Here is a 26,672-nt window from a genome sequence, read left to right as displayed (position 1 = left end):
AGTAAAAAGTACTAATAGCTTTTATAACTTCAAGGGTCTTTAACATTGCCCTGTGCAAACAAATAATATTTAAGAATACCATAACAATAAAAGGGCAGGCTTAAAAGCCTGCCCTTTTATTGTTATGGTATTCTTAAATCGCCTTTAATTTTCTAGGCATTTAGCCACTCTTTAAAGCGGGTAACCTTATCAAGGCTTACAAATACTTCGCTGCCCGGCGTTGGCTGCAATTCTACCTGTAGCTTGCTTTTGGGGTACACATGAATATTTTCTATAGAAGAAAGCTTTACAATAAACTGGCGGTTTATGCGGAAGAAAACTTTCGGGTCGAGTTGTTCCGATAACTGATCCAGGCTGAAGTCTACGGGATATTTGGCTTTTTTCTCGGTTACCAAACAAACAATGCCTTCATCGGCGTGGAAATAAGCTACTTCTTCAATAGGAATGGTTTTAATTTTTTGGCCGGCTACAATCGAGAAGCGACTGCGGTAATCGGGCTCTTTTTTCTTAATAATCTGGTACAAGGCTTGCATATCTACCGGCTTCGCCTCGGCGGGGTTTAACCAGGCTTTGTATTTTTCGAGGCTGCGTTCCAGTTCTTCCATGGTTACAGGCTTCAGCAAATAATCGATGCTCTTGAGCCGGAAAGCCTTAATGGCGTACTCATCAAAAGCGGTGGTAAACACAATAGGCGAATTTACCTGTACCTGGTCGAAAATATTAAAACTCAGGCCATCTTCCAGGTGAATATCCAGAAATATTAAATCCGGGTCATCATTATTACTAAGCCACTTCACCGATTCTTCCACCGACTCCAGCTTGGCCACAACTTCAATGGTGGGGTCAATTTTCTGAATCATACTCTCCAGCCGCAGGGCCGCTAATTCCTCATCCTCTATAATAACAACGTTCATTTTAAATCCTTTAGCTTTTTCTTGTAAGTTGGTTATCTGTTCTGTTTTTACCCAAAAACTTTTTTACAAATGATTATTGGGTAATTTTGCTCCAAAAGGTTGCTACACGGTTTGCAGCAGCGGTATTTTGGTTACGTAATTTTTACCTTCCACCCCAAAATGCGTTGGTTTATTGGTTAGGTAACCGTACCGGTTCGAAATATTGCGCAAGCCCACGCCAGTAGAAACCATTTTATCGTCGCGTACCTGCAGGTTGTTGGTTACGCACAGGTAATCGTCTTCATCCACAAAAATATCTATTTGCAACGGCGATTTTTTGGAGAGTACGTTGTGTTTAATGGCGTTCTCGATGAGCAACTGCAGCGTAAGCGGCGGCAACAGCCAATGCAAGCGGTGCGCCGGCAAATTAATATTTAACTTTAATTTATCTTTAAACCTTATGTCTATCAAAAACAGGTAAGCATAAATAAATTCCAGCTCGGTTTTAAGCGGCACCATGTCGTCGGCTTTGTGTTCCAGCACGTACCGGTAGGCTTTGGATAATTGCTCGGTAAATTTTTCGGCCATGTCGGGGTCCAGCGGAATAAGCGAGGTGAGCACATTTAAGCTGTTAAACAAAAAATGCGGGTTTACCTGGTTCTTTAGCGTATCGAACTGGGCCTGGGCAATTTCTTTCTGCATTTTTTCGGCTTGCAGGCTGGCCTGGTGAATATTTTTAAAAATATGAAAACTGGTAAGAATACCGTAATACAAAGCCGATACCAGCACCAGCATAATAAAACTCAGCCGCAGTTCGGCGGCATCGCTTAAGGGGCTAATGAGCGCATCGCCCAACAATAATTTAGAAGGAATAAAGCTTACAACCAAGAATATAATCAGGCTATAAACCTTAAAAAGCACCAACCCGAACAAATACTTTTCGGCATTCATCTGCCATTTCGGGAAGCGCCTTTCCAGGAAAGTAATAATGCGAATATAGCCTTCGTAAAACAGGAAAAACATGACGAAGGAGTTCGCCAGATCGAAAAGCAGGTGATCGGTTGGGTACAAAAAGTAGCCAAACAACAGGTAAGCCAGCAAAAAAGTCCAGGCAATAGAGAGCACCAGGGCTGCTCCTATTTTAAAAGCTAAATGCCGCATCATCACGTTGGTTCTTCTTCGCATTAATTTAACTTTCATTTTTTAATTCTCATGGATTTGGCGGCGTTAAATTTATTTAATTTTAAACACTATTTTATTTCTCCGGCCTTTAAAAGGCATTTTTGCTTTGGCCTTTTTTAGTTAGTTGGTTATGTTTTAAATTATTGTTCTAATCTTTTTAAATAAAAAAATTGCCTGCCGGTACGCGCAAGCGCAAAAGCAGCCAAAGCTTAATTTACAATTTGTTGGTTTGGATATGGAGAAAGAGTTGGTTTGAATACACCTGGCGCCGGTTACACCCGGAAATTGGGACCAGAACCGGGAAATATATTTAAAATAAATATTTCCCCGGTTACAAGTTTCACCAAACAAAACAAACACAAGAAGAAAAATCTAATTCAGCTTTCTGGTTTTACCAGAATCCAAACCCAGTACCATTTATCGGCGGATTTCTCTCTTTCTACCCTGCTCCAATTCCCGCTGGTTTGGCTCCTATTCTAAAAATCTGATATTCGATATTACCTATGCCGTTAAAATTGCAAAGGCTTATTATTTTAGGTAAAAAAATTATTTAATAATCTACCCAAAGATGCGGTAAAGTGGGTTTTATTAAAAAATTATCTTGCCGAATGACCAAAGTAAGGACCTGAATGCCTGAAATGGGGGGTTGAAATTTTACCTGGTTTACCGGAGGCGTGCGGCTTAGCCAAGAGTTGGGGTTTTCACGTAAAATAATCTGTCGTGGCCTGAAAGAAACGCTTTTAAAAACGGCAAAAATTGCTATATTAGCATTGGCTGGTATTTCGTATCAATCGCCTCTGTGGCATTAAAATTATGTCGGCACTACTACAACTAACCAAAACCATTATTTTATCCAGCGGCTTTAAGCTTGGCCTGGCTATTTCGGGCCGTACCAATGGCAACCCAATTGTGTTTTTTCATGGCCTGGGTGCCTCGCGCCAAGCGGTTCATCCGGATGCCAGCCTGGCCGATGCCCTAAATGCCCGCATTATTGCCTTTGATAGGCCGGGTATCGGCCTTTCGGATAAACGCAACTATTATTCGTTACAGGATTTTGCCGATATGGTGGCCGAAGCGTTGGTGCTGCTGAATATAAAAGAAAAGGTTTCGGTACTGGGCTGGTCGGGTGGCGGCCCCTACGCCCTCGCTTTTGCGCAACGTTACCCGCAACTGGTCCGGAATGTAGGTTTGGCCAACAGCAGTATTCCGTTTTATGGACCCGGTGTAAAAAAAATATTGCCTAAAAACTGGAAATTAATCCGGTGGTTTAATAATTATACGCCCTGGCTCAGCCGCCTGTTTTTCCGGAATATTTTTTCTAAAGTAAAAAAAGCGCCCGAAAAGCTAATAGCCAGAGCCATCGAGAATTTACCGGCCCCCGACCGCACCTTATTGTTTCTGAACCCCAAACTGGCTACCATGTTTCAGCAGGCTACTTTAGACGTGTATGCCCAGGGTGCTGAAGGAATTTACCGCGATGCCCGTACTATTTCGGGCCCCTGGGGTTTTCACCTGGAAGATATTACCGTACCTACTTACCAATGGCATGGCAGCCTCGATAAATTATGGCCTTTGGCTACCGCTTACTTCCTGGACGAGCGTTTGCCGCACAACACCCTTAAAATATTTAAAAACGAAGCCCATTTGCTTTACCTGAACCACTGGCAGGAAATTATTAAAACCCTGCAATGCTAAATTTTAAACAGGTGCGCGTGGCCCGCCCTACCAACCGGTTGCAGCAAATAATACAATTTTACCACGAAGGTTTAGGCCTGGCAATATTGGGCTCTTTTCAGAACCACGCCGGGTACAGTGGCGTTATGCTGGGCTTACCCGGCCGCGAATATCACCTGGAGTTTACCCAACACGAAAATAGTAGCCCCTGCCCGGCCCCTACCAAAGATAATCTACTGGTATTTTACCTCGATGATAAAACCAGCTTAACCGAAACGGTTGATCGCCTGCACGCGTTAGGGTACACCCCGGTACCTCCCGAAAACCCTTACTGGCAACAAAAAGGCTTAACTTTTGAAGACCCGGACGGCTGGCGGGTAGTGCTGTTTGATGGGCTTTGGGGATAATTTAAATTAAGTACGAAAAACTTAATTTATCTTAATTTATTAGGTCTTAACCGAATTTCTTAGCTAAACTTTCTTATTTAATACCCAATAACTACGAATGGTCTTTTATTAGCTGCTACTACGCAAAGTTTTTTTCAAACAGTTTGTTAGCTTAAGAAACTTATCTCTGTCATTCAGAAGGAAACTATTTGGCTACCTGCTACATAGTTTCCTCCCTGAATGACAGAGATGAGTTTCTTAAACCTATTTTAAAACATTGTATTACCTATTAATAGTTATTACTCATCAAACTTTTATTTCTTAGATAAACGTAGGTGGCCCGTCATCCCGAGCCTGTCGAGGGATCTATTTCCGCCTAAATAATGACCGAAGCAAAAGCAATATTTCCGTTTAATTGTAGAATATTTAATTCTACACCATCCCCCCTCTTGAAGCAATTATCAAAACAATAAAACTTTGTTAAGATTGTGATTATAGATCCCTCGGCAGGCTCGGGATGACGGGCCGCAAAGGTCAATCCTAAAGAATAGATAGCTGACGCAAAAGCAGAGTTCTTTTTGTAGCAGGCTTGTTTTTAATATTGCCCTTTATTAACGCTTCAAGAATTTAATCTCCGAAAAAGCAAGTTCTAACCTATTATACAACATTAATAACTTACTGAATTACAATGTTTTAAACACACAAATTCTAATTATTAAAAGTCTTAAAATTAAAATTAGCCTTGGTCTTTTTCCTTAACCAAAAGTATTTTTGGTTTTAAATCAGCCTGTATCTTAGTCGGGTTATTTTTAATAAACTCGCAATAATGGTATCTGTCCTGATTTTTACCTAGATTAATTTTTTATTTGGCCCCATGGAATTTCTGATACTCGTTGTGCTGCTTATTGCCCTGGTTATTATCCTGCGCAGGTTATCTGATAAAACCCAGGAAATGCACGCCCGCTTTAACCAACTAAACCAGGAAATCCGGGAGTTAAAATCAACCCTTAGTACAATCCAGGCCCAGCAACCAGAGGCGGCCAGAGAAGCCTCCCCTACCACCGTTCCGTTAGCCCAGCCCACAGCATCTGCGCAGGTGTTTACACCACCTGCTCCTTCTCAGGCAACAAATATTCCGGCTGCTGTTGAACTGTTTACTACAAGCAAACCAGCAGAAAAGCTACCAGTTTCGTCATTCGACCCAACACCGCAACCAGAACAAGTTACCCCTAATATTCCGGCTGTTCCCGCGTTTAAACCAGCTCCTATTCCGGCCGAACCGCAGCTAAACTTCTTGCAGCGGTTTTTACAAAACAACCCCGACCTGGAGAAATTTATCGGCGAAAACCTGATTAATAAAATTGGGATTGCCATACTGGTGCTGGGCATTGGCTACTTCGTAAAATTTGCCATTGACCAAGACTGGATAAACGAAATCGGGCGGGTATTTATTGGTATTTTGGCGGGTGGTTTGCTCATTGGACTGGCGCACCGGTTACGGCACACGCTGCCGGCTTTCAGTTCGGTGCTGGTAGGCGGCGGTCTAGCCGTGCTCTACTTTACCATTGCCATTGCTTTCCACGAATACGCTTTGTTCAGCCAAACGGCCGCTTTCCTGATTATGGTGGTTATTACCGGTTTTTCGATTCTGTTATCGGTATCGTACAATCGGGTGGAGCTCGCGGTAATAGCCATTATTGGCGGTTTTGCCACGCCTTTTATGCTGAGTACCGGCGAAGGCAATTACCAGATGCTGTTTATTTATATCCTGATTCTGAACGTGGGCATGCTGGTGCTGGCTTACTTAAAAGGCTGGCGCATTATTAATTTTATTGCCTATGGGTTTACGATTATTTTGTACGGCGGCTGGCTCTCGACGCGGGTAGCAGGTGTAAAAGACGCGCCTTACGTGGGTGCGCTAATATTCGGTACGTTGTTTTACATCATCTTTTTCCTGATGAATATTATTAATAACCTGAAAGAAAAAGCCCGCTTCTCGGCCGCTGATATTTCTATTTTGCTAAGTAACACTTTTCTGTACTTTGGGGCGGGTATGCTGGTGCTGGGTAATTTACAAAGCGGTTTGTACCGGGGTTTGTTTACGGTGGCTATTGCGGTATTTAATTTTGGTTTTGCGTTTGTTTTGTTCCGCAACCAGAAAGCCGACCGTAACCTGATTTATTTGCTCATTGGCTTAGTCGTTACGTTCATCAGCCTGGCGGTGCCAATTCAACTTGAAGGCAATTATATTACTATGTTCTGGGCTTTGGAAGCTGTATTATTGCTGTGGCTGGCGCAAAAATCGGGTTTAAGGCTGGTAAGTGTGGGCTCGGTAGTGGTACTGGGCTTAATGCTGATTAGCCTGGTAATGGACTGGCTGTACCTGTACCTCGATTATACACCACAAACTAAAAATTTGCCGGTGCTTCTGAACAAAGCATTTATTACCAGTTTTATTTCTATCCTGAGTTTAATATTTACCCGGTATTTGCTGCAAAAACAAACCGAACCCATTCAGTTCCGGTGGTTTAGCTTGCCCGCAGCCGGCTATGCCCGTACTTTACGCTTAATATTAACGGTGGTTTTGTACTTCTCGCTGGCCCTGGAACTGAGTTACCAACTAAATATTTACGTAGCTTCGGCGCCGGCCCGCAGCATTATTACGGGCGCTTACAACCTGGCTTTTATTAGCGGTTTATTCTTGTTCTCCCGGTACCAGCGCCAACCCGCACACTTAGCTATTATTATGCTGCTGGGTTTGCTCGGGTTGGTGGCATATATTACAATTTTCAGTTCGTCGGTAATGGACCTCTTAGAATCGCACTTGTTATATAATGCACCCGGTATGGTTGGGTTTTATATGCATTATTTGAGTTTGCTTTTGGTAGGGCTTATTATGTTTTTCCTGTTGCGGAACCGGCAAATATTGGTGCCTTTTTCGCCGAAAGCGCCAAACCTGCTGCTCTGGCTATTGGCCTTTGTATTGGTTTATGCTGCCAGCGCCGAATTATTGTACCACGTTATATATTTTAAATTCCCGGCTACTAACCTTACCGGCTTATCTCCGGCAGTACAAACCGCGGCTTACGAGCGCTTCGAACAGTTAATCAGGCAAAGCAATAAAGTGGGTTTCCCTATTTTGTGGGGCATTTGTGCCTTTGCGCTCATGTACGTTGGGCTGCAACAAAAAAATAAAACCCTGCGCATTATTTCGCTTTCGCTGTTTACCCTTACCCTGCTCAAATTATTTATTTACGATATCCGGGGTATTTCGGAGGGTGGTAAAATTGCGGCTTTTATTTCGCTGGGCGTGCTGTTGCTGGTTATTTCGTTTATGTACCAGAATATTAAAAGACTGATTCTGGCTGATGAAACCACACCACCAGTAAAAGAATAATCCATGCCGAAGTTAGCTTTCCTATTGCTGAACTTAATATTGGGAGTGCAAATTGCCTTCGGGCAAAACTTCCAATACCAGGCCGCTTTGCCCCCGGTACCGGCCAGTGGTTTTTATAAAATTGCCCTTACACCTGCCGTTGGTGCCCACCTCAAAACCGATTTCTCAGATATTAGGCTCTACGACACCGCGCACCGTGAAGTGCCTTACATACTGGAACGGGAAAAGCCTGTACAAACCCGTAAATTATTCCGGGAGTACGAAGTTGTACAGAAAACCCTGATGCCGGGCGGTAACACCACCTTAATTTTACGCAACCCCAGCCGAAGCAAAATAAACAACATTAGCCTGCTTATTAAAAACACCAACGTGCGTAAAAAAGCCAGCCTCAGCGGCAGCAACGATGCGCAAACCTGGTACGGCCTCGAAGACCAATATTTCCTGCATTCGCTCTACAGCCAGGCTGCCACTGCTAGAGTAAACCTGCTTAATTTCCCGCTCAGCGATTACGAATATTACCGGCTCATTATAAACGACTCCACGAGTGCTCCGCTTAATATTTTATCGGCGGGTTATTACGATACTTTTTCCGAGAACGGCAAATACACCGCCGTACCCCACGTACAGTTTAGCCAAACCGACAGCGCCGACCTCAAACAAACCTTTATTTTCTTCAAAACCCCGGTTCCGGTACACGCCGATAAACTACTATTTACTATTACCAACCCAACTTATTACGTGCGGGAGGCTACGCTTTACGCAGGACAATTCCGGAAAAAGCGGCGACGCAAAACTTATAAAACCTCCGAACCTGTGGCTACTTTCCGGCTGCAATCAGACCAGGAAAACACGTTTACTTTAAACAATTTTAAATCCGATGATTTTTACCTCGTTATTAACAACCAGGATAACCCGCCGTTGCAGCTAAAAAATATTCAGTTTTATTTCCTGAATACCTACTTGGTTGCCTCGCTGCAAAAAAACCACTCGTATCACCTGGCGTTCGGCAACGAAGAAGTTTTCCCGCCCAATTACGACCTGGCTTACTTTAAAGACAGCATCCCCGGCAACTTACCTCTTATTACCCCCACCCGCCTTAAACCGCTAGCTACTCCCAACGCACCAAAAACTGCCACCATTTTTACCAACAGCAATATTATCTGGGTAGCTATTATTCTGGTTATCGGCCTGCTAGGCTTTATGACTTACCGCATGTTGCAGGAAACCTCGAAAAAGCCTTAATAAGTAATAAATAGTAAGGTCAGAAAATACAGAAACGCCTTAAATCCTCTTGGATAAACCTTCGCAAAAGCATCGGCTTAGCTCCCTCCTTTTTTCAGAAAGTTGGTCTTTCCGGTAGGGGTTCTGGGGTGATTTTACTTTAATATTTCCCCAAGAAGTTAAATCGTCTGCAATAATTATTTAAAAGGCACCATTTCGGCCCACAACCGATCAAACTCGCGGCCAAAATCTTTCACCAAGTTTGTATCACCCGAGGTAATCAGGTTTTCGTGGTTGTACAGGGCAGCGCTGCGGGTCCAGTTGTAGCTGCCGGTGAGCACGGTTTTATCGTCCAGAATAGCAAACTTATGGTGCATGTGGTTAGGCGAATTATCAATACGGACCGGAACACCCGCCTGCGCCAGTTCCCGAATATCGGAGCCCTTATCGAAAAGCTTTTCGTTGTCGGTGAGTATTTTAACCTGAACGCCTTTTCGGTGGGCCTGCAATATTGCCCGCGTAATCCGGTCGTCGGAAATAGTAAACACGCATATTTTAAGCGACCGTTGCACCTTGTTTATGCCCGAGATAATCGCGTTTAAACAAGTTTCGCCAGGGCTGAAGTAAGCTTGTGAAGTTGTTTTAGGAGAACTACGAAAAAAGGAGAACATATATTTTATTTATAAAATACTAACAATTTTGTTTCTATCGTAAACCACTACCTGGCGCGCGTTTAGCGATAGCGTAACGCGTGCCAAAGATACTCTTATCTTTAGGACAGCAACACTACCTTCAACAGCCCAGCTTTCCCGGCGTAATCCCTGGCAGAAGAATACAAGTAATTTTCCGGCTCTTCCACAATTTCACTTTCCACGGGGTTCTGATGGAGATAGTTTAACTTTTGCTCCTGCAAATAATTGCTATCCAAAAGCACAGGATGATTGCCGTCTTGCCAGACTTTATAATGCTTTATCCGTTGTAGGTTTTCGCCGGCCTTGGTAAAGGCCCGCAGTAACCATTCCCGCCGGCTTTCATTTACTTCCAAAAGCGTTTTTACCAATTGCCGACTGGTATGCTTTTTAAAATCGCGCATAATAGCAGACAAAGGTTCACCGCTGGTACTTATTACCAGGTGCAAATGGCTTTCCATTAAACACCACCCATGTATAACCAAGCCTTTTTGTTCCTGACAATATTGCAGTGATTGGAGTATAATGTGTTTGCATTCTTTACGGGTAAATAAGTCTATCCAATGAACAACCGTGGCAGTCACAAAATAAATACCTTGGGAATCATTGAATTTATACTTTTCCGACATTCTTGGCAGCTATTTAAGAATTATATTTGGTTAAGGCTTTTAGAACGGGCTGATGTTGGCACTCGTTACGCTCCGCTAAACGCGCGCCAGGTTAGGAATATATTTTAATTAAAGGGTTTTCAAAAATTTAGTTCTTATCGTAAATGCCTCAAAAATACCAGATAATATTTCAATTAATTGTCTTATACTTTCCGGCCGTTTAAACTTTAATAATGCATGAGCAATTATCAATGGAAAACTCCAATGACCGCCAAAGAGGTCATAAAAGAGCTAGTGAAGAATGGCTGGGAATTGGTAAGTCAGAAAGGTAGCCATAAAAAATTTAAGAAAAATGGCAAAAGCTGTATTGTTGCCGTTCATGGGAATAACAATATACCTATAGGAACGTTGAACAGTATAAAAAACAGTGTTAAATTAGCTGAAGATAATATTTAAGCGGATGGCCTTATTAACCCTTACCTACGAGTACCAACAAGAGCCAGAAGGTTTTTCGATAACCTGCCTGGATACCGATGAAATCTATACGCACTGTTACCATGAAGAAGACATAGAGGCAACCACCATTGAAGCCAGCGAATTGGTGCTGGAAGATTATATTGGCCAGGTAGTACCTCTAAAAAATTATACCCAACACGTTACCCTGGGAAAAAATCAATTTCAGTTAGTTTTCGATACCACCACAGGTAAACATCTGGCATTGGTTTCCGCTTAGGTTTAAATAAATACCAATAAAACTAAAGTATCCTCATATAAAGGTTTTTTATATTTTACAAAAAATAAAATTACCCTTCATAACTCTTTCTTTAAATGCTGTCAGTTTAGGCAGAGCCGTAACTGGCGGTAGTAAATATTAAATTCCCTTACAAATCACCTTCCTTCTACCCCATAAAAATATTACAGCTTGAAGTTTACCCATAACCGGCACTTCAGGCTGTAAATATTTAAGGCAACGCTTTATTTAAAACGTATACATCTTCTTTTCTTTCGCCGATTGGTAAACGGCCAGAATTATTTCTACGGCTTTGCGGGCTTCGGTGCCGTCTATTTCAAAAGGCCGGTTTTCGTCGAGGGCGGCGATAAAGGCGGCGAAGTTTTTGGCGTGCGGCTCAAACGGAATAGCTGATGGGTCGGAAGCGCCGCCGGTAGTTTCGTTCTGGAACCTGGTTAAAACAGCGTTGTCTTCTTCGGTTTGGTCGGCAAAATCCCAAACGCTAAAACTGTTTTCTACCAGCACGGCGGTGCCTTTGGTGCCGGTAATTTCGATGCGACGGAGCTGACCGGGGAACGAGGCGGTAGAACCGTAGATAGCACCCAGGGCATTATTTTTAAACTGCACTACGGCGGTAGCGGTATCTTCTACTTCAATTTCGTGGGCAATGGTAGCAGTATAAGCCTGCAACGAAGCGAGTGGCCCCATTAAATATTGCAGCATATCTACCATGTGAATTGACTGGTTCATGAGCGCGCCGCCGCCGTCCATTTTCCAGGTGCCGCGCCAGCTACCGGCGTAATATTCGGGTTTGCGCCACCAGGGTACCTGCACCGAGGCATGACTGATTTTACCAAACCGGCCAGCTTCTACGGTTTGTTTTAATAATTGTACGGCATCGTTAAAACGGAAATTAAATACAGCGCCTAACTGGGTACCGGCGGCTTTATGGGCCGCAATCATTTGGTCGATGCGGTCTAAAGTTATTTCCACGGGCTTTTCTACAATGGTATGTTTACCGTATTGCGCAGCCATAATAGCGGGTTCCATGTGTACGCCGCTGGGTGTAGCAATGGTAACAATATCAATATCCGGCGAAGACAACATTTCTTCGTTGCTGCCAAAGGCTTTGCAATTGTATTTTTCGGCTACCAGGCGGGTTTGCTCCGGCACATCGCTGCAAATACCGGCCAGGTTTGCATTTGGTAAACTTTGAATGGCTTTTGCGTGGAAATTTGCAATCATGCCGGCTCCAACTATACCAAAATTCCATTTTTTCATCTTGTTTTTATTTATTATATGTGGTGAATTAACGCAATTAATCGGTCTAAAATAATTATAAACCGCTGCTAAACTGCTAAGCGACTTTAAATATTAAATGGCAATTAAATTTAAAATATTAGTTAAACCAAATGCGACCGGTTCAGACATAGCTTTAACGGGTAGTAAGCAAGCCTGCTATTTTTCTATGCCGGCTTCTTATCAGCATAAAAGAACATTCCTTAAAAGGCCTGCGTATCTTTATTTTATCCTAAACCACAACAGATGAAAAAAAGAACTAAAACATATTTTCGTATTATGGGCATGGGCGCTGTAGCCGGTATGCGCGCTGCAGCCGCGCCGGCGTTGCTGAGCCACTTACTGGTTAAGTCACCAACCGGACAATTAAACTTTTCGCCGTTGCATTACCTGCAGGTACCCAAAGTGGCGCAGGGGTTAAAAATAGCGGCGGGGGCCGAGTTGCTCGGCGATAAAATGCCTTTTACGCCCAACCGCATAGAACCGGCCCAATTAGGTGCCCGGGTTTTATCGGGTGCTCTGGCTGGCGCTACCCTGGCAATGGCCAATAAGCAAAGCCAGGCCGTTGGTTTTTTACTGGGTGGGTTGGCAGCAGCGGCGGCAACTTACGTATTCTTTACGGTGCGCCAAAAGCTGGTACAAACCACCGGTTGGCCCGATACCACTATTGCTGTACTGGAAGATACCTTAGCCCTGGCGGGCGGCTACCAGATAGCTAAGGGCTAAAAAATATCCGGCATCCAGGAAAGTTGGATGCCGGATATTTAATATTTTTATAATTTCTCTCTAATTAACCTAGCGCTAGCTTTGGCTGCTGAATACTTTCTTCAATATTTCGGAGGTGCGGGCCTGCGGGTTCTGGCGAATATTTTTCTCTTCTTTGGCTACCATTAAAAATAAACCATCCAGCGCCTTGGCGGTGGCGTAATCGTCGAGGTTAGGGTTTACTTTTTTTACCAGCGGAATTTTGTTGTACGTATTTATTAAGGTAGCGTAATATTGCGTGGCGTTTACCTTTGCCAGCGAATTCTGAATAATAGGCTTAAATTTTTGGGTTAGCTCATCGGAAGTGGTGCGCTGCAAATATTGCGTAGCGGCATCGGGCTGGCCTTTTAAAATAGCAAAAGCATCCTGAATGGTCATTTGTTTAATAGCCGATACAAAAACCGGTTTGGCTTCTTGGGCAGCATCCTCCGCCGCGCGGTTCAGGGCCAGCACAAATTTATCTACTTCGGCGCCCATGCCTATTTGCCGCAGTTTGGTTTCTACGTTTCTAACTTCCGCCGGAAAAGGTATTTTTATTTCCGGATTTTTATAATAGCCATCTACCTGCGATACCAGTTCGGAGCCCTTGGTGGCGCCTTTGGTGAGCGCTTCCTTTAAACCGGCACTTACCTCCTGGTTCGAAAGCGTACTTTGGGTTACGGCCTGTTTTATTTTCTTTAAATCTATCTGGGCCACAGCGCCGGTACCGGTAAATGCCAATACCATTAATATTATTATCTGCTTCATGTAAATTATTCTTTTGCTTAATAAACAACGCAACGCGTTTCTAACGCTATTTTTTATTGGTTATTGAAATCCAAAACTGTCATTCAGGAAGGAATTTATTGGTTCCTTGCTAAATAGCTTCCTCCCGGAGCCGTTACAATTACTTCTGCACCACAACGTATGCCGCCGCGAGCTCATGGCGATCGTTATTATCGGGTATTAAAGATGAGATAATAGATTTATATTTCACGACATTTGAATCAGGAAAGGCTAGATTTATAGTGTCAACTGTTCTTTGCAATTGCGCTGCTGTAAGCTCAGGCAGTCCTGTTAAGCAGAAGGGTTCTTGCCCACTCCGCTTGAATTTTATCAGTCCATTTTGGAATATATATAAATCTAAATTGGCCAAATTTAGCAGAAGGTTCTGGATAGCTAGACTAGGGGCAATGGTAAAAGTTAGTTGATTTGCAGAGGTCACCCAACTACAGATGCCCCGCTTTTAGCAAGGTAAGGTTACCTGCGGTCTTTTACATTTCAAACCTTTCCTCACTCATTCTTTCTGCATATTCACATAACTACTTAGTTTCTTATTATTCATTGCAGGCGTACTATATTCGTTCAAAGCAGAATAAACCAAAAGCTTTTTTCCTCTAGTAAAAATCGCAGGTCGTTAAACCTGCGATTTTTATTTATGGTAGTCTTATGCAAGACTTTGTCCTATTAATAGGTGGGTGCTTAATACAATCCTGTTCCAGAGATTAATGGTAGTAACTGCCATTATAATATCTGCAATTTGGGTTTCGCTAAAAAATTGTAGAGCGACTGTGTAAGTGTCATCCGATAATCCATTTTGATGAATTAAAGTTATCTCTTCCGTTATTGCCAATACTACTTTTTCTTCTTCCGTAAAAATTCCCTCCGCTTCTCTCCAAACATTCAGCAAAAAAATACGCTGATTGGCTTCGCCATTTTTAATGGCGTCTTGCGTGTGAATATTGATGCAAAACGCACACCCGTTGATTTGTGAAGCACGGATTTTAATAAGTTCTTTGGTTGTTTTGGAGATAGAACACTGAGAAAGATAAGTTTCTAAACCAATCATTGCTTTTAACGCATTTGGAGCTACTGCTTTAATGTTGAATCGTTTTTGCATGGCATTATTCTTTTAAAATTGTTTATGCAAAATTGAAAAACGATACAGCGAAAAAACTTAAACTGGTTTAAGAAATGTGCCTCTTACGGATTTCGCTTAAATATTCGGGCGTAAATCCCAAAAAGGAAGCTAGTAAGTATTGGGGAATTCGTTGCGCAAATTCTGGGTACCTTTTAACCGATTGAAAATAAAATTCTTCTTTGGAAAGTGAGAAAAGATATTTGACCCGCATTTGAGCAGCGGCGTAAGCCCGTTGGTAAACAAACCGGAAATAGCGTTCCATTAACGGAAATGCCCTTAATAGTTTTTCCTGATTATCCTGTGTAATGTAAAGTATCTTAGATTTTTCTACCGCCTGAATATAAAATTCTGAAGGAATATTGTGTTCGTAAGCAATGTTGTCGGTCATCCACCAGGTTTCTATGGCAAATTCAGTGGTTTGTTCAATGCCTTTTTCGTTGATGTAAAACTTCCGTAGCAAGCCGTTTAATACAAAATAATGATGCTTGCAAATTTGGCCTGCCTCTAATAAGTTTTCTTTTTTAGCTACATCTTTGGTTTCAAAGAAATTTCTTATTCCCTCAAATTCATCATCAGAAACTTGTACGAATTTTTCTATATGTTTTTTAAGAATATTCAACATTGGGGTTAATGGCGTTTTGGGTTTAAGATTGCAGGTAACGGTTAGACTAAGCGACGGGCGAGGCCGTCGGCCGAAGCATGGCGTTTAGGTGTTGTTAGGCAAAGTACATTCTATTTTATGGTACAGGGAATATTATTTGCCAATTAGCATCTGGATTATAAACTTCATTTAAATTTGAATCATCTTCTGGATACCAGGCTCCAAAAAAATCTTCTACCATACCTTCTGTCATAATCAAATGTAGGCTATATGGACGTTTTTGTTTTCTGTAAATGTAATCTAATCGATAGCCATCTTCTTTATCTATAAATTTAAAGTTTGCATCTCCATATTTATAACCTACACCTAATATGTTCCAATCTAACTGAAAGTCTGATTTTACGTGTTTATCAATTGCATTCTCAAGTATCTTGCTTTGAAATTGAGCAATTTCACATAATAAAGTACAAACTTCTATAGTCTTGTCTAGTGATAAATGATGCTCTGTCAATCCATTGGAAGGGAATTTATATGAGAATATTTCTCTATACTCTCTTGCCCAATCAATAAATGACTTAATTTCTTCACCCTTAGACTTACAGTATTGAGAAATGATATCTCCAACTATGTTAATAGTCTTCTTATGAGTCATGGTAAAAAGCTCACCATTATTCCAATCAGTGAATGGAGATGTAAATATAACCGCACGAGAACAACTTAACAGAGAGTAATATATTAGATAGGGCTCAACAATTCGTAAGTTTTTTTCATTTGCAAATTGAACAGAACTTAATAGTATACTAGATGACAGTATCATTTTTACTGCAAGATAGTCTCTAGCAATCCATTGAGAGTTTAGAACTTTATCCCAAGATTTTGCAGCTTCAGTGAATTTTGAATTAATACTTTCATGTCTTTTCTTAATTTGAATAGTATCAAATTCTATATCCATGCAAGTGTATTCAAAATAGTCATCTAATTCATCTATCATTTTATAATTATTGTATTTTGCCTAACTAGCTGCTAAACGGAGTTCGTTCCGGTTATCACACCCCCATTAGCTGGCTAAACGGAACTGGACTAACGAATATACTATATGTAAAAGTAAGTATGAATAAAAAGACAAGCCTATTTAGTTCTAGGTTCTGCTTGCTTTTCTCGCAGCAATAAGCGCCCCAGAAAATAATTATATACGTGTTTGCCAGCATCCAAGTGCTTTTACCGGTGGGCTATTTTTAAGTTTGCCAGCTTGTAATAATTATCTGTTTATAACCCAAAAAATTTAATTTTACAGAAATATTCCTATTAACAAAAAAACTATCTGTTGAAGGTAGCCGTAAACCCATACTGTTCCTCTTTTATTACGGACTTTTAAACACTTAAGAAGATGAAGGGAAATCATAAAGGCAACAGCGATCACCGCTCACCCGATAATATACACAACCGCCATAACATGGATGAGGCCGTGCAGCATCCGAGCGGCGACGACAACGGAACAACCGCCGAATTTAAAAGCGGCGAACGCCGCCCGGTTACTGATAGCGGCGACAATAAATTAGGCCGCCAGGGCGGTGGCCCCGGCGAACACCAAAGCAAAGCCGGCGAACAAGGTTATAAATCAGAAAATAATTACCACACCATTAAAAAAGGTGATCATACCAGTTCCGGTGAAATCCGGGGCGCCGGGTCGTTAAAAGATGGCTCCAGCGCCGACCAGGATATGAAATACGGCTATACCAACGCCGATTATTCGGACGAAATAAAACAAACCCGCTGGAACCGGCAAGATTCCGGGCCGGGTGCCGTAACTGGTAGCGCTAATCGCGAAGGTGGCGATAAAGACGGCCGGGGCGGTGGTAAAAGCAGCGGCCACGAAGGCAAAAACAACCCGAATAACGATGTTAGGGTAAATAAAAAGAACGATTAAACTTTAAGTTTAGCTAAAAATAAAAACGCCTGCTCTGGAAAGAAGCAGGCGTTTTTATTGTAGGGCTGGTTGCTCTAAGATTTTGGAAAGGCTTTGGCATCAATGCCTGGAATTATTTTTAAGGCATTTTTATAATATAGCTTTTTCAGTACTTCGTCGGGCAAATTTAAGCCATACATTTTCCAGAAGGCGTGCCGTTTACGGTAATAATCGAAATATTCGTCGTTGGTTTCCAGCACCCGGAAATAGGTATAATATTCGGTTGGTTCCCAGCTATCTTTCCCAAACATAATGCGGTCCTGGTACTTAATAAAAAAGTCGCGGGCAAAGCGGGGTTGCCGTCCCAACTCGGCCAACACAGCGCCAATTTCGGTATACATATTGGGCATTTCGTCCATTATTTTACTCAAACGCGCTAAATCACCGCCCAGCCAACCCAGGTGAGCATTAATAAATTTGGTTTTAGGGTGCTTCTTAAACATACGGTGCTGTTCGGCCATTACCTGCTCCCAACTTGGGTATTTATCCGCAGGGCGGGCCCGGCTGGGGAATTGTTTTAGTTCGAGCCAGCGCTCGTTATTTTTATCCTGCGGATCGAAAAATTGCTTGGGCTCGCCGGTATGAATAAGCACCGGAATACCTAACTGGCCGCATTTAGCCCAGATGGGGTCTAAGCGCGGGTCGTCAGTGGCAATGCGTTTCCCGTTTTTATCGGTTAAGGTTAAACCCAGATTCTTGAATATTTTGAGGCCTTGCGCACCGTTTTTCACATCTTGTTCCAGTTGGGCGGCGGCTTTCCGGCCAAAATCCGGATCGTCAATATTTTTGAAATCTACGTTGGCAAACAGCAAAAACCGGTTAGGATAATTGCCTTTCATGTTGGCCAATCCACTTTTTAAATTTTCGCCGGTACCGCCGCTTAAATTTACCATGGTTTGCAAATTAATGCCATCCATGTCTTTCACCAGTTTTGCCAGGACTTCTTTATTCATGGTGGCATTCTGGTGGTTGTGCACATCTATAAACGGATATTTAGCCCGCTTTACCGGATGCTCCGGCACCGTTAATCCCGATTTTGGCTCGTATTCTTCAAAAGACATTTCCTGGCCGTAGCCCGAAAAAGCCAACGCTAAGCCCAGCCCAATTAATATTATTTTATTTTTCAGCATAAAGCACATAGGTTCAAACCAAATATAATAATTTGCTTAAACCCACAAATAAATTTTTGCTTTAATTGGCAGGAACTTGTAACAAATATTACCAGTAATATTTCCCGCATTGGAGTTAATGAGCTATTAAATATTATTAGCCCAAAATGCTTTATAGCTTTTGCAGCAGCAAGCGCATCATTTCAGATAAATAAGCACCGTTACCTGGCCCGTAAAAGTTCATGTCGCGGGTTTCGTATTTTTTTAGGTGGTAATATTTATCGGGGGTAATGTAGCCCACGTAGCCACCGTTAAAACTGGTTACCATCAGCTTTTCTTGCTTGGAGGTTAACGACGCTTCCAAGTCCGGCACCAGTTCGCCCGAAAAATCGCAGGGCGCTCCGGCAAATAATATATTGCCAATACGCAAACCCGAAAGCGTAGCCGGATATTTGCCGAACACTAAATAAAACAAAGCCGGGTGAAAACGCCAGTTTTGCGCAAAGCGCCAGTGCGGTGGGCGCAAATATAACGGTACTTCCAGCGCGTTTAGAATAAACTGGTAACCTAGTAATATTTGCGGTTGATGCTGGCGAACTAATTTAGCTAAACCCTGCGCCATGTTACTTACCTTTTGGTAGCCGCTACCCGCCGCAGCCGGACTGTGACTTGCCACGGCCCCGGCACTAAAAGCGGCAAAATTTATCTGGGGTTCTTTCTCCAGCAGTTGTACCAAGGCCGTGGGGTAGTCGCCGGAAATATTTAGTTCGGCGGCCGGCAAACAGGTAGCATGGGCTGCGTATGTAACCAATACGGCCGTTTCGCCGGTATTTTTTTGCATCTTAAGTAAGCGTAACCGGGTATCGCGATAGCCCTGGGCACCTACCAAACGATTGGCGACCAAACTATCGGCAGCTAAAGTTGTAAAACCTATTTGGGCTGGGGCAGCGTTGTTTTCGGCTTGTTTAATGGCTTGCAGAATAGCCTGGGTTAAACCCGCTACAATTTTATTACTGTATTTACCGGCCATTACAAAACCGGCCGGCTTCTTCGCCCAGCCGCCCAAACTGCTGTGGGCGTGGGTGGCCGTCAGGTAAACCTGGGCTTTCGAGAAACCAATAGCGGGTAATTTTTCGGCCAGCATTTCCCGCACCGACATGGGCGCAATCAGCAAATCCATGGTTACTAAAGCAACTTGTTGCGTTTTGTTTTTAAACACAAAAGCCCGCACCCAAATAGAATCATGAATACCGGTCAGGCGCTTGCCTTTGCGCTTGCCGTAACCGGCCAAAGGCGCCTGGTGCGTGGGGGTAATATTTACCTTGGCCCAGCCCACCTGCACCGTATCGGGTAGGTTTTGCGCGGCGGGTAATTGGGCAATAGTGCTTTTGGTTTTGTGGTAATATTTTTTTTGGGTGTAGGGCGCTTTACTTACCGGTAAACAGGCGTTCAGTAAAATTGCCCCTAGTAAAAGCAGGCAGCTATAAAATAGATTTCTGAATTTATTGACCGGCACCGATACCCTCCGTAATTTTGTGCGTAATTATTTTTTAAAAGTACAAAGGATGCTCCGCAAAGCAATAGAGTTTGGTATTTATCCGTGGTTTCCGGCCCACGGTTATTCGTATATTCACCCGGCTAACCGCCGCGATTTTGAAGCCATAAACCCGGCCGATAAGGTTTTTGAAAAAATAGAAGAAAACGAGCGCTGGCTGGTTTTGCAATACGGACATAAACAATTTAAAGTAGAACCCGACCTTTATTCGCGGGTAGCAAACTTGCCTTTTACTTTTGGCGATATAGTAGAAGAAGTTAACCGCACGCCCGGCCAACTGCGGCTCCGCGGCGAAATATTTAATATTTACTGGCATACTTCCGAAGATCAGGCTTACTTTCAAATCCGGCAGGGCAAACAGGAAATTACCCAACGATTCCGCGCCGATGAACTAAGAAAAACTTAGACCGCTAGCCGGTTTTAAAATATTGAGATAATACCTACTTGCATAACCAGTCTGATTTTTATAGTCCCTTTTGGCCAATGCCAGTAGCTGCAGCCGTTGTTTCTTTTACTTTATCGTTTTAATAATTATTGTCAAACCACCCCTGCCCCTCCTTAGCTAAGCAGGAAACCCCGGTAGCTAAAGGTCATCTGGGAAGAAAGGGCAATGCGGCAATAATTTATATTTGAGTTGATATAATTAGAACAAAAAGCCCCCGGCAATATTTATATCACCGGGGGCTTTTTGTGCTCAACTAAAAATTGGCAGGTAAGTAACTATTTTAAATAAGGTTTAAGCACCTGGGCCCAAATATCGTAGCCGGCTTTGGTCATGTGCAGGCTATCGGCCCGGAACAACTCGGGTTTGGGTTTGCCGTTGGGCAGCAACATGGGGTTGTACACATCAACGTAAGCCGTACGCTTTTCTTTCGCTAAAAAATCTTTAATCAGGGCGTTGGTCTGGTTAATTTTGGGCAAATGCTGCTTACGCGATGGGCTGGGCTTAATAGAAATATAGGTAACCGTGGCTTTGGGCGAGGTTGCTCGGATTTTAGAAAATAAGGTTTCAAAATCGGCTAGTACTTTCTCGGGGGATTTGCCCGAAGCTATATCGTTATCGCCGCTGTAAATTACTACCTGCTTGGGTTTATAAGGCGTTACAATCCGGTCGGCGTAATACACTACTTCATCGGTTTGCGACCCGCCAAAACCACGGTTTAAGATGGTTTTACCCGGAAAGTATGCTGATAAGTCGTTCCACAACCGGATAGAAGAACTCCCGGTAAACACAATGCTACGTTTCTTGGGCGGATTGGCTTTATCAGCCTGTTCAAAAGCAATAATTTCCTTCTCAAATTTCTGAAGCGTTTGGGCAAATACTCCCTGCCGAAGCGATAGGCTTATTAAAGTAAAAACTAAAAACAGGAAAATTTTACGAGAAAGCGGCATAAATAAATATTCTGATAAATTAATAATTGGGCTAACTGGTTGTTACCAGTTCTACACGAGGCAAAATAAAGAAATTAAATTTAACTCGCTATATATTAATTGCCGTTATGGGAAGTGTGCGCTTAAGGGCTAATAAATTATAATTTTGGAGATAAGTGGAACGTCTTAAAATCTAGTTAATGCCCTCATCTAAACTACGGCGAAGCTAGCGTAGCAGGGTTTTTATATGTACAGGGTTAGCGGTGGCCTTTTTATTTTAATTTATTAGGTAGTTTTTCTGGGTTTTGCCTAGTGTCCCAAATTGTTAATATATGGATAGAATTTTCCATTTGTTCGTAGAATATTTGGTAATCTCGTACCACTTTGCACCGCACTTGTCCAAATTCAGTAGGAGCGTCGATATTAGGATGTTGGGCTATTAATTTTACTGCTTCCCGAAACAGCAAGTGAAGTTTTTGGCTATACGTTTTAGATTGGTTTCTCTTAATCCAATATTGTAATATTTCTTTTCGGTCAGATTGGGCTTAGAATGACCATATTATTTGTTTAGCCATTCATCAATTTCTTTGTCAGCCTGTTCATTTGTCAAGAAATGCCCGTTCTTTATATCTTCCTGGCCTTTCATAATAGCTTGTTTCTGCTGGTTTGATAGCTTTACTACTTCTACTTCCTCATTTTCAATTTCAAGAAGTCTAAGTATTTCCCCCAAAAGCTCAGGACTATCGGTGTGCAGGATTTTATGTATTAATCTTTCTTTTAATTCTACTGTTGACATGGTAAACTAATTTGTTTAATTATAAAGATACGAAAATAAATTTTAACATGTTCTTCGGTTTTTAGGTTACGCTAACGGGTTGCAGCTACAAGAAGTTGGCGATTTCGGAGCACAAAACTTTCTGCCACCACTGAACTTAACAAGAAGCACAAAGCTTCATATAACCACTGAACCGCCAATTTCTTGTAGCTGCTGTTAGCGGTTGCCCTTCTGTCCGTTCGTTGCGAGATTGTCTTATTTAGATTCATATTCTACATTGCCTTTAGCAAGATTATGCGGAGCACAAAGTATTTGAAGATTCTCTAATTCTGTCTCTCCGCCTTTTGACCAAGCTAATATATGGTCGAAGTGAATATTGTCTCCTGTTAGTGTAATACCACAAAGTCTGCATTTGTTTCCGTCTCTCATTAAGACTTGAACTTTCAGTCTTTCACTTGGAAATCTTTTTGTTTTATGCTTATACTCTTTTTCCTTTTCTTGTGTTTTTTCTTCAGATGCAGGTTCTTCGTTTTTGTCTTCGTCAGAATTAATATATTCAATAAATGCTTCAAGTCCTTTTTGCCAACTTCCAAACCTTCTGCGATAGGTTTCGCTGGTATATTTTGATAAAGGAACTTTCATGTCCGTAGTAAAAGGTTGTCGGCCAAGTTTAATCCAAACATCTTCAATGTTTTTTATGAGGTCATCATTTTCAATATTATAATTCCTCGTTTCTGAAAATCCTGCTTTTTCAAGTGCATTCAACCAACCCCCAAATCTTTTTCTAATAGTTCCTTCACTAAATCTACCTTTTTCATCGTACTCGTCCCTTGTAATGGTTTCTTTGTTAAGTTCTTTTACCACCCTTTTTATGTCGTCAAGTAAGTCTTGGTCTGACGCATTTCTATTATTTGGTTTTAGTACAAATTTCATATCTCTCGTGTCGTGTCTGTTTTTTAGGGTTACCGCTAACGGTTAGTATATGAAGCGAACGAGGCGAAGCCGAAGTTTGGTTTATATACCTTGTTAGCCACAGTTATTTTTTACTTTCTCAATAATTTCATTGATAGTGTATTTTGAACGGGTACTGTCATTTAAAAATCTAGGATGGTAAGTTCTGAAGGTGTTGTGTGGAAGGTTTTCATTTTTCACGCGAACCAAGTATTCATAAGGAATATCCTCTATTTTTTCGAAAGTAACTTTTCCGAATGTCGCTTTTAAGGTATCGTCTTCTCTCCAACTGGTCAAGAAAACAACTATCTCAGGTTTGGTAATTGCGATTTCTTTAACCAATAAATCGTAGCCGGCCTTGTTCTTTTTCCGCACATCTTGGTTTACGCCACTACCATTTTGGTCAACCTTTGACAAGTTTGTCCAAAGTAATCCGTTGGGATTGTTAGAAGGGTTTAGTTTAGAAAAAAGGGTTTTCCCAAATCTCCAGAACGGACTGCTATAATAATCTTTTCCTAATTCAAATTTTTTGTAACATCCAATTATATTGGTCGGGTTTTTAGTTGTGTCTGACAAGGCACCGTACCAGCCTTTAGTTTCTTGTCCAACAACCATAACTTTCCTAGCCAAGTTATCATATTCTGGAAAAATATGCATTAGTAATGGCAAAGACAATGTAGCTTTTGTCTCTTCATCAAATTTTGTTTGCAATTCAGAGAAATAAATCTCGTATTCTGCCATTAAAAGCTCGTTCTTTTCTTGATGATTCATTTTTATAAATTTAATTATGGCTAACTAGCTGCTAAACGGAGTTTGTTCCGGTTATCACACCCCCGTTAGCTGGCTAAACGGAACTGGATTAACGAATATACTATATATTTAAACAAGTATAAATAAAAAAAGGAAAGCATCTTTCGGTCTTAGATGCTTTCCTTTTGTAAGGAGTTTAAGATTTACGGAAATATTTATTTGTGCCTTACCTGCTGCAATAGTAGTCTGGCTTAATGGCCAGGAAAATAATTGTTTCTTTATATTTTGTAACTACCGGCGCCGTCTACGAGTTGGTAATTATTTAGTTCGGTTACAATATCGTACTCGCGGGCGTATTCGTCGGTTAAGAAATTACTGAATTTATGTACGGCATCTTTCCGCACCAGGCTGATGGTACAACCGCCAAAACCGCCGCCCATCATGCGGCTGCCGGCGCAATACGGCAATTGCAAAGCCGTATCAACCAGAAAATCCAGCTCGGGGCAGCTTACCTCATAATCGTCGCGCAACGATTGGTGCGAGGCCGTTAAGAGTTTACCCAGTTCTTCAAAGTTTTTCTGGCTCAGGGCTTCGGCGGCTTGTAACACCCGCTGGTTTTCGAGCACCAAGTGCCGGATGCGTTTTTGCTGCACCGAGTCCGAAATAAGCGTTATATGTTCTTCGGTTATATCGCGGAAGCCTTGCACGCTGCTGTCTTTGCTTTTTACTTCCTGCAAAGCATCGGCGGTTTCGCGCACCCGCTCCGAATATTTACTACCGGCCAGCTCGCGCTTTACTTTGGTATCGGCCAAAATCCAGGCCCAGTCTTTCATGTCGGCATCTACATAATCGGAACTCAACTGGTTAAAGTCCAGAATCATGAGCTTGCCTTCGCGCGAAAACTGCGAGGCGTATTGGTCTAAAAGGCCGCTGTTTACCTTTAAATATTCGTGCTCCACGCGCTGGCACATTTTTACCAAAGTCAGGTCGTCCATATCGGCAGCATAAGCCGCGCGCAAAGCATTCATGAGGGCTACTTCTATGGCCGCCGACGACGATACGCCCGAACCAATAGGCACATTGCCCCAGATAACGGCTTCAAAACCTTTATTTAAATTATATTGATTATTAAAAATGGTAATGCAGCCGTACACGTACTTTTCCCAACTATCGCCGGGCGTAAAATCCTGCCCCAGGGTATATTCCATTTTATCGTGGTAATTCTGGCTGGTAACCGAAATATTTTGGTCGGGACGCGGGCGCAAACAAACAATTACCCAACGGTTTATGGCCGCCGGCATCGAGAGCCCCAAATTATAATCGGTATGTTCCCCAATAATATTAATGCGGCCGGGGGCGTAAGCTACTAAAGTGGGGGCAGCGCCGTATTTTTCTTCGAAATAACTGCTGGTACTTTGAATATATTTTTCCAGTTCGGTATTCATAGTTTTGTGGTTTAACTATACGTTCCTTAAAAACTTAATACCTGCTACACGCAGGTTAGCATTTTTGGTTTTCGGCTTCGGGTTTTAAAGCTTATTCCGGACCAATGGCTGCTTTAATATTTTATATACGCTTCGACGATTTATTTACAATCAGCTCAGTGTCTAATATTTCGGTTTGGGGTTTATAAGCTTCCGGCTCGGTATTAATTTGTTCCAGAAAAAGCTGCGCGGCAATTTTACCCATTTCAAAAGGATGTTGCATAACGGTAGTTAAGGCCGGGTCCAGAATAGACGAAGTAGCTTCGTTGCCAAAACCCACTACGGCTACGTCTTCTGGAATGCGCTTATTTTTATCTTTCAGGGCCATAATGGCGCCAATAGCAACCCGGTCGCTAATGGCAAAAATAGCATCGGGCGGGTTGGGTAAATTTAGCAGTCGGTTGGTAGCCTCATACGCCTGTTTCCGGTTAAATTCCACGTGAATCATCAGGTCGGGGTCTACGGGGTAGTGGTGCTGCTGCAAGGCATCGAGGTAGCCGCTTTTGCGGTTTTGGGTAAGTTTTAGCAGTTCTGGCCCGGCCAGGTGCGCAATGCGTTTATTGCCCATCTGAATTAAATGTTCTACGGCTTTAAAAGCGCCGTTGTAATCATCTACCAGTACTTTAGAGGCTTCTATTTCTTCGCTTACCCTATCAAAAAATACCAAAGGTACGCCCCGGCGCTGCACATTTTTAAAGTGGTCGAAATTTTTGGTATGCCCCGATACCGATACAATTAGCCCGGCTACCCTACTGGACAGCAAGGCCTGCGTATTATTTTTTTCGGTTTCTTCCGACTCGCCCGATTGGCAAATCATAACGTTATAACCGGCCGCCGAAGCTACTTCCTGGATGCCCTTAATAGCCGACGCAAAAAAAGGAATGGTAATATCCGGAATAATAACGCCCACAACATTGGTTTTGCTTTTTACCAGGCTTAAGGCAATGGAGTTGGGCTGATAATCGAGTTCGGCGGCTAAATCGAGCACTAATTTTTTAGTTTCGGGATTAATATCGAAGGAACCCCGAAGCGCCCGCGAAACCGTAGAAACCGATATATTTAATTTGCGGGCAATATCTTTTATGGTAACGGGCCGGTTTTTCATGTTAGCTTATTGCTGCAAGCGAACCCAAATATATTAACATACCTGTTGTTAGAACAAGTTGTGTTCATATTTCTTTTCGCCGCTGTGCGGTACTACTGTATTTATATGTACGGCGAAAGAACTTTTCGGAAACTGAACTAAGAAAAACAACCACCCCTAACTCCTCCTAAACTTAGGCGGGGAACCAGGTTACTTTTTTCTGCTTTAGTTAGTTTAGCTAAGTTCTGACTTTATCTATAACGCCCGAAAAAAGTCTGGCGT

26 protein-coding genes and 1 pseudogene are annotated in these 26,672 nt (G+C 42.4%); 9 read left to right on the top strand and 18 right to left on the bottom strand.

Translation table 11 applies throughout. The features are described from left to right. Nucleotides 1-152 precede the first annotated feature (152 nt). Together F0145_RS15980 and F0145_RS15975 are read right to left on the bottom strand one after the other, a co-directional pair. Nucleotides 153-914, bottom strand: coding sequence for a LytR/AlgR family response regulator transcription factor (locus tag F0145_RS15980; RefSeq protein WP_150089698.1), 762 nt, complete (start codon nt 912-914; stop codon nt 153-155). Between the two features lie 102 nt (nt 915-1,016). Beyond that, nucleotides 1,017-2,093 carry a sensor histidine kinase gene (locus F0145_RS15975; protein WP_150089696.1) on the bottom strand — a complete coding sequence of 359 codons (1,077 nt, stop codon included), beginning with the start codon at nt 2,091-2,093 and terminating at the stop codon, nt 1,017-1,019. Nucleotides 2,094-2,888: 795 nt separating this feature from the next. On the opposite strand from F0145_RS15975, the gene F0145_RS15970 reads away from it, so the two are divergent. From F0145_RS15970 to F0145_RS15955, 4 genes are all read left to right on the top strand, one after another. Further along, nucleotides 2,889-3,770 carry an alpha/beta fold hydrolase gene (locus tag F0145_RS15970; protein WP_150089694.1) on the top strand — a complete coding sequence of 294 codons (882 nt, stop codon included), beginning with the start codon at nt 2,889-2,891 and terminating at the stop codon, nt 3,768-3,770. Beyond that, nucleotides 3,764-4,156 (top strand): VOC family protein, encoded by a 393-nt coding sequence (locus F0145_RS15965; protein WP_150089692.1) that lies wholly within the window; start codon nt 3,764-3,766, stop codon nt 4,154-4,156. Before F0145_RS15970 ends, F0145_RS15965 begins: the two co-directional genes overlap by 7 nt. Nucleotides 4,157-5,009: 853 nt before the next feature. Then, nucleotides 5,010-7,532: a DUF2339 domain-containing protein gene (locus F0145_RS15960; protein WP_150089690.1), complete on the top strand. Its 2,523-nt coding sequence runs from the start codon at nt 5,010-5,012 to the stop codon at nt 7,530-7,532. 3 nt (nt 7,533-7,535) lie between these two features. Continuing rightward, nucleotides 7,536-8,774 carry a hypothetical protein gene (locus F0145_RS15955; protein ID WP_150089688.1) on the top strand — a complete coding sequence of 413 codons (1,239 nt, stop codon included), beginning with the start codon at nt 7,536-7,538 and terminating at the stop codon, nt 8,772-8,774. A gap of 176 nt (nt 8,775-8,950) precedes the next feature. On the opposite strand, the gene F0145_RS15950 is transcribed toward F0145_RS15955, so the two are convergent. Next, nucleotides 8,951-9,424: a phospholipase D-like domain-containing protein gene (locus F0145_RS15950; RefSeq protein ID WP_150089686.1), complete on the bottom strand. Its 474-nt coding sequence runs from the start codon at nt 9,422-9,424 to the stop codon at nt 8,951-8,953. Nucleotides 9,425-9,525: 101 nt separating this feature from the next. Beyond that, complete coding sequence (locus F0145_RS15945) at nt 9,526-10,071, bottom strand: REP-associated tyrosine transposase (protein ID WP_150089685.1); 546 nt, start codon at nt 10,069-10,071, stop codon at nt 9,526-9,528. Between the two features lie 216 nt (nt 10,072-10,287). Between F0145_RS15945 and F0145_RS15940 the strand changes: the two genes are divergently transcribed. Both F0145_RS15940 and F0145_RS15935 read left to right on the top strand, forming a co-directional pair. After that, nucleotides 10,288-10,506, top strand: a complete 219-nt coding sequence (locus tag F0145_RS15940) for a type II toxin-antitoxin system HicA family toxin (protein WP_223816113.1) — start codon at nt 10,288-10,290, stop codon at nt 10,504-10,506. A gap of 4 nt (nt 10,507-10,510) precedes the next feature. Further along, complete coding sequence (locus tag F0145_RS15935) at nt 10,511-10,783, top strand: hypothetical protein (protein ID WP_150089683.1); 273 nt, start codon at nt 10,511-10,513, stop codon at nt 10,781-10,783. A 246-nt stretch (nt 10,784-11,029) separates the two neighbouring features. Here F0145_RS15935 and F0145_RS15930 read toward each other — a convergent pair whose 3' ends face one another. Further along, nucleotides 11,030-12,061 carry a Gfo/Idh/MocA family protein gene (locus tag F0145_RS15930; RefSeq protein ID WP_150089681.1) on the bottom strand — a complete coding sequence of 344 codons (1,032 nt, stop codon included), beginning with the start codon at nt 12,059-12,061 and terminating at the stop codon, nt 11,030-11,032. 264 nt (nt 12,062-12,325) lie between these two features. Between F0145_RS15930 and F0145_RS15925 the strand changes: the two genes are divergently transcribed. Beyond that, the gene (locus F0145_RS15925; protein ID WP_150089679.1) at nt 12,326-12,805 is read left to right on the top strand and encodes a DUF4126 family protein; all 480 of its coding nucleotides are present in this window, start codon (nt 12,326-12,328) and stop codon (nt 12,803-12,805) included. Nucleotides 12,806-12,880: 75 nt separating this feature from the next. Here the strand turns inward: F0145_RS15925 and F0145_RS15920 are convergent, their stop codons facing one another. From F0145_RS15920 to F0145_RS15905, 4 genes are all read right to left on the bottom strand, one after another. Then, entirely contained in the window at nt 12,881-13,591 is a 711-nt protein-coding gene (locus F0145_RS15920) for a DUF4197 domain-containing protein (RefSeq protein ID WP_150089677.1), read from the bottom strand. 679 nt (nt 13,592-14,270) lie between these two features. Beyond that, nucleotides 14,271-14,723, bottom strand: a complete 453-nt coding sequence (locus tag F0145_RS15915; RefSeq protein WP_150089675.1) for a carboxymuconolactone decarboxylase family protein — start codon at nt 14,721-14,723, stop codon at nt 14,271-14,273. Between the two features lie 67 nt (nt 14,724-14,790). Continuing rightward, nucleotides 14,791-15,366, bottom strand: a complete 576-nt coding sequence (locus F0145_RS15910) for a Crp/Fnr family transcriptional regulator (RefSeq protein ID WP_150089673.1) — start codon at nt 15,364-15,366, stop codon at nt 14,791-14,793. Between the two features lie 115 nt (nt 15,367-15,481). Further along, a complete protein-coding gene (locus tag F0145_RS15905; protein WP_150089671.1) occupies nt 15,482-16,336 on the bottom strand; it encodes a hypothetical protein in 855 nt (284 codons plus the stop codon). A 396-nt stretch (nt 16,337-16,732) separates the two neighbouring features. On the opposite strand from F0145_RS15905, the gene F0145_RS15900 reads away from it, so the two are divergent. Next, nucleotides 16,733-17,272 (top strand): hypothetical protein, encoded by a 540-nt coding sequence (locus tag F0145_RS15900; RefSeq protein WP_150089669.1) that lies wholly within the window; start codon nt 16,733-16,735, stop codon nt 17,270-17,272. 74 nt (nt 17,273-17,346) lie between these two features. On the opposite strand, the gene F0145_RS15895 is transcribed toward F0145_RS15900, so the two are convergent. Both F0145_RS15895 and F0145_RS15890 read right to left on the bottom strand, forming a co-directional pair. Next, the gene (locus tag F0145_RS15895; protein ID WP_150089667.1) at nt 17,347-18,441 is read right to left on the bottom strand and encodes an amidohydrolase family protein; all 1,095 of its coding nucleotides are present in this window, start codon (nt 18,439-18,441) and stop codon (nt 17,347-17,349) included. 151 nt (nt 18,442-18,592) lie between these two features. Then, on the bottom strand, nt 18,593-19,936 hold the full coding sequence (locus F0145_RS15890) for a neutral/alkaline non-lysosomal ceramidase N-terminal domain-containing protein (protein ID WP_150089665.1): 1,344 nt from the start codon (nt 19,934-19,936) through the stop codon (nt 18,593-18,595). 49 nt (nt 19,937-19,985) lie between these two features. Here F0145_RS15890 and F0145_RS15885 point away from each other — a divergent pair, with 49 nt between their 5' ends. Then, nucleotides 19,986-20,381 carry a DUF6960 family protein gene (locus F0145_RS15885; RefSeq protein WP_150089663.1) on the top strand — a complete coding sequence of 132 codons (396 nt, stop codon included), beginning with the start codon at nt 19,986-19,988 and terminating at the stop codon, nt 20,379-20,381. Nucleotides 20,382-20,695: 314 nt separating this feature from the next. Here F0145_RS15885 and F0145_RS15880 read toward each other — a convergent pair whose 3' ends face one another. From F0145_RS15880 to F0145_RS15850, 7 genes and pseudogenes are all read right to left on the bottom strand, one after another. Continuing rightward, entirely contained in the window at nt 20,696-21,367 is a 672-nt protein-coding gene (locus tag F0145_RS15880; RefSeq protein WP_150089661.1) for an SGNH/GDSL hydrolase family protein, read from the bottom strand. 251 nt (nt 21,368-21,618) lie between these two features. After that, a pseudogene (locus F0145_RS27020) lies at nt 21,619-21,879 on the bottom strand (type II toxin-antitoxin system RelE/ParE family toxin); the annotation flags it as partial. 26 nt (nt 21,880-21,905) lie between these two features. Continuing rightward, the gene (locus F0145_RS15870; RefSeq protein ID WP_150089659.1) at nt 21,906-22,142 is read right to left on the bottom strand and encodes a hypothetical protein; all 237 of its coding nucleotides are present in this window, start codon (nt 22,140-22,142) and stop codon (nt 21,906-21,908) included. Between the two features lie 234 nt (nt 22,143-22,376). Then, a complete protein-coding gene (locus tag F0145_RS15865; protein ID WP_150089657.1) occupies nt 22,377-23,054 on the bottom strand; it encodes a homing endonuclease associated repeat-containing protein in 678 nt (225 codons plus the stop codon). A 93-nt stretch (nt 23,055-23,147) separates the two neighbouring features. Next, nucleotides 23,148-23,843, bottom strand: coding sequence for a hypothetical protein (locus tag F0145_RS15860; protein WP_150089655.1), 696 nt, complete (start codon nt 23,841-23,843; stop codon nt 23,148-23,150). A gap of 257 nt (nt 23,844-24,100) precedes the next feature. Next, on the bottom strand, nt 24,101-25,267 hold the full coding sequence (gene galK / locus F0145_RS15855; protein WP_150089653.1) for a galactokinase: 1,167 nt from the start codon (nt 25,265-25,267) through the stop codon (nt 24,101-24,103). Between the two features lie 121 nt (nt 25,268-25,388). Beyond that, nucleotides 25,389-26,411, bottom strand: coding sequence for a LacI family DNA-binding transcriptional regulator (locus F0145_RS15850; protein ID WP_150089651.1), 1,023 nt, complete (start codon nt 26,409-26,411; stop codon nt 25,389-25,391). Nucleotides 26,412-26,672: the final 261 nt, after the last annotated feature.

The sequence above is a fragment of the Adhaeribacter rhizoryzae genome (assembly GCF_008629685.1).
Taxonomy (GTDB): domain Bacteria; phylum Bacteroidota; class Bacteroidia; order Cytophagales; family Hymenobacteraceae; genus Adhaeribacter; species Adhaeribacter rhizoryzae.
The sequence above is the reverse complement of the archived record's forward strand: the minus strand, read 5'-3'. Positions and strand labels throughout refer to the sequence as shown.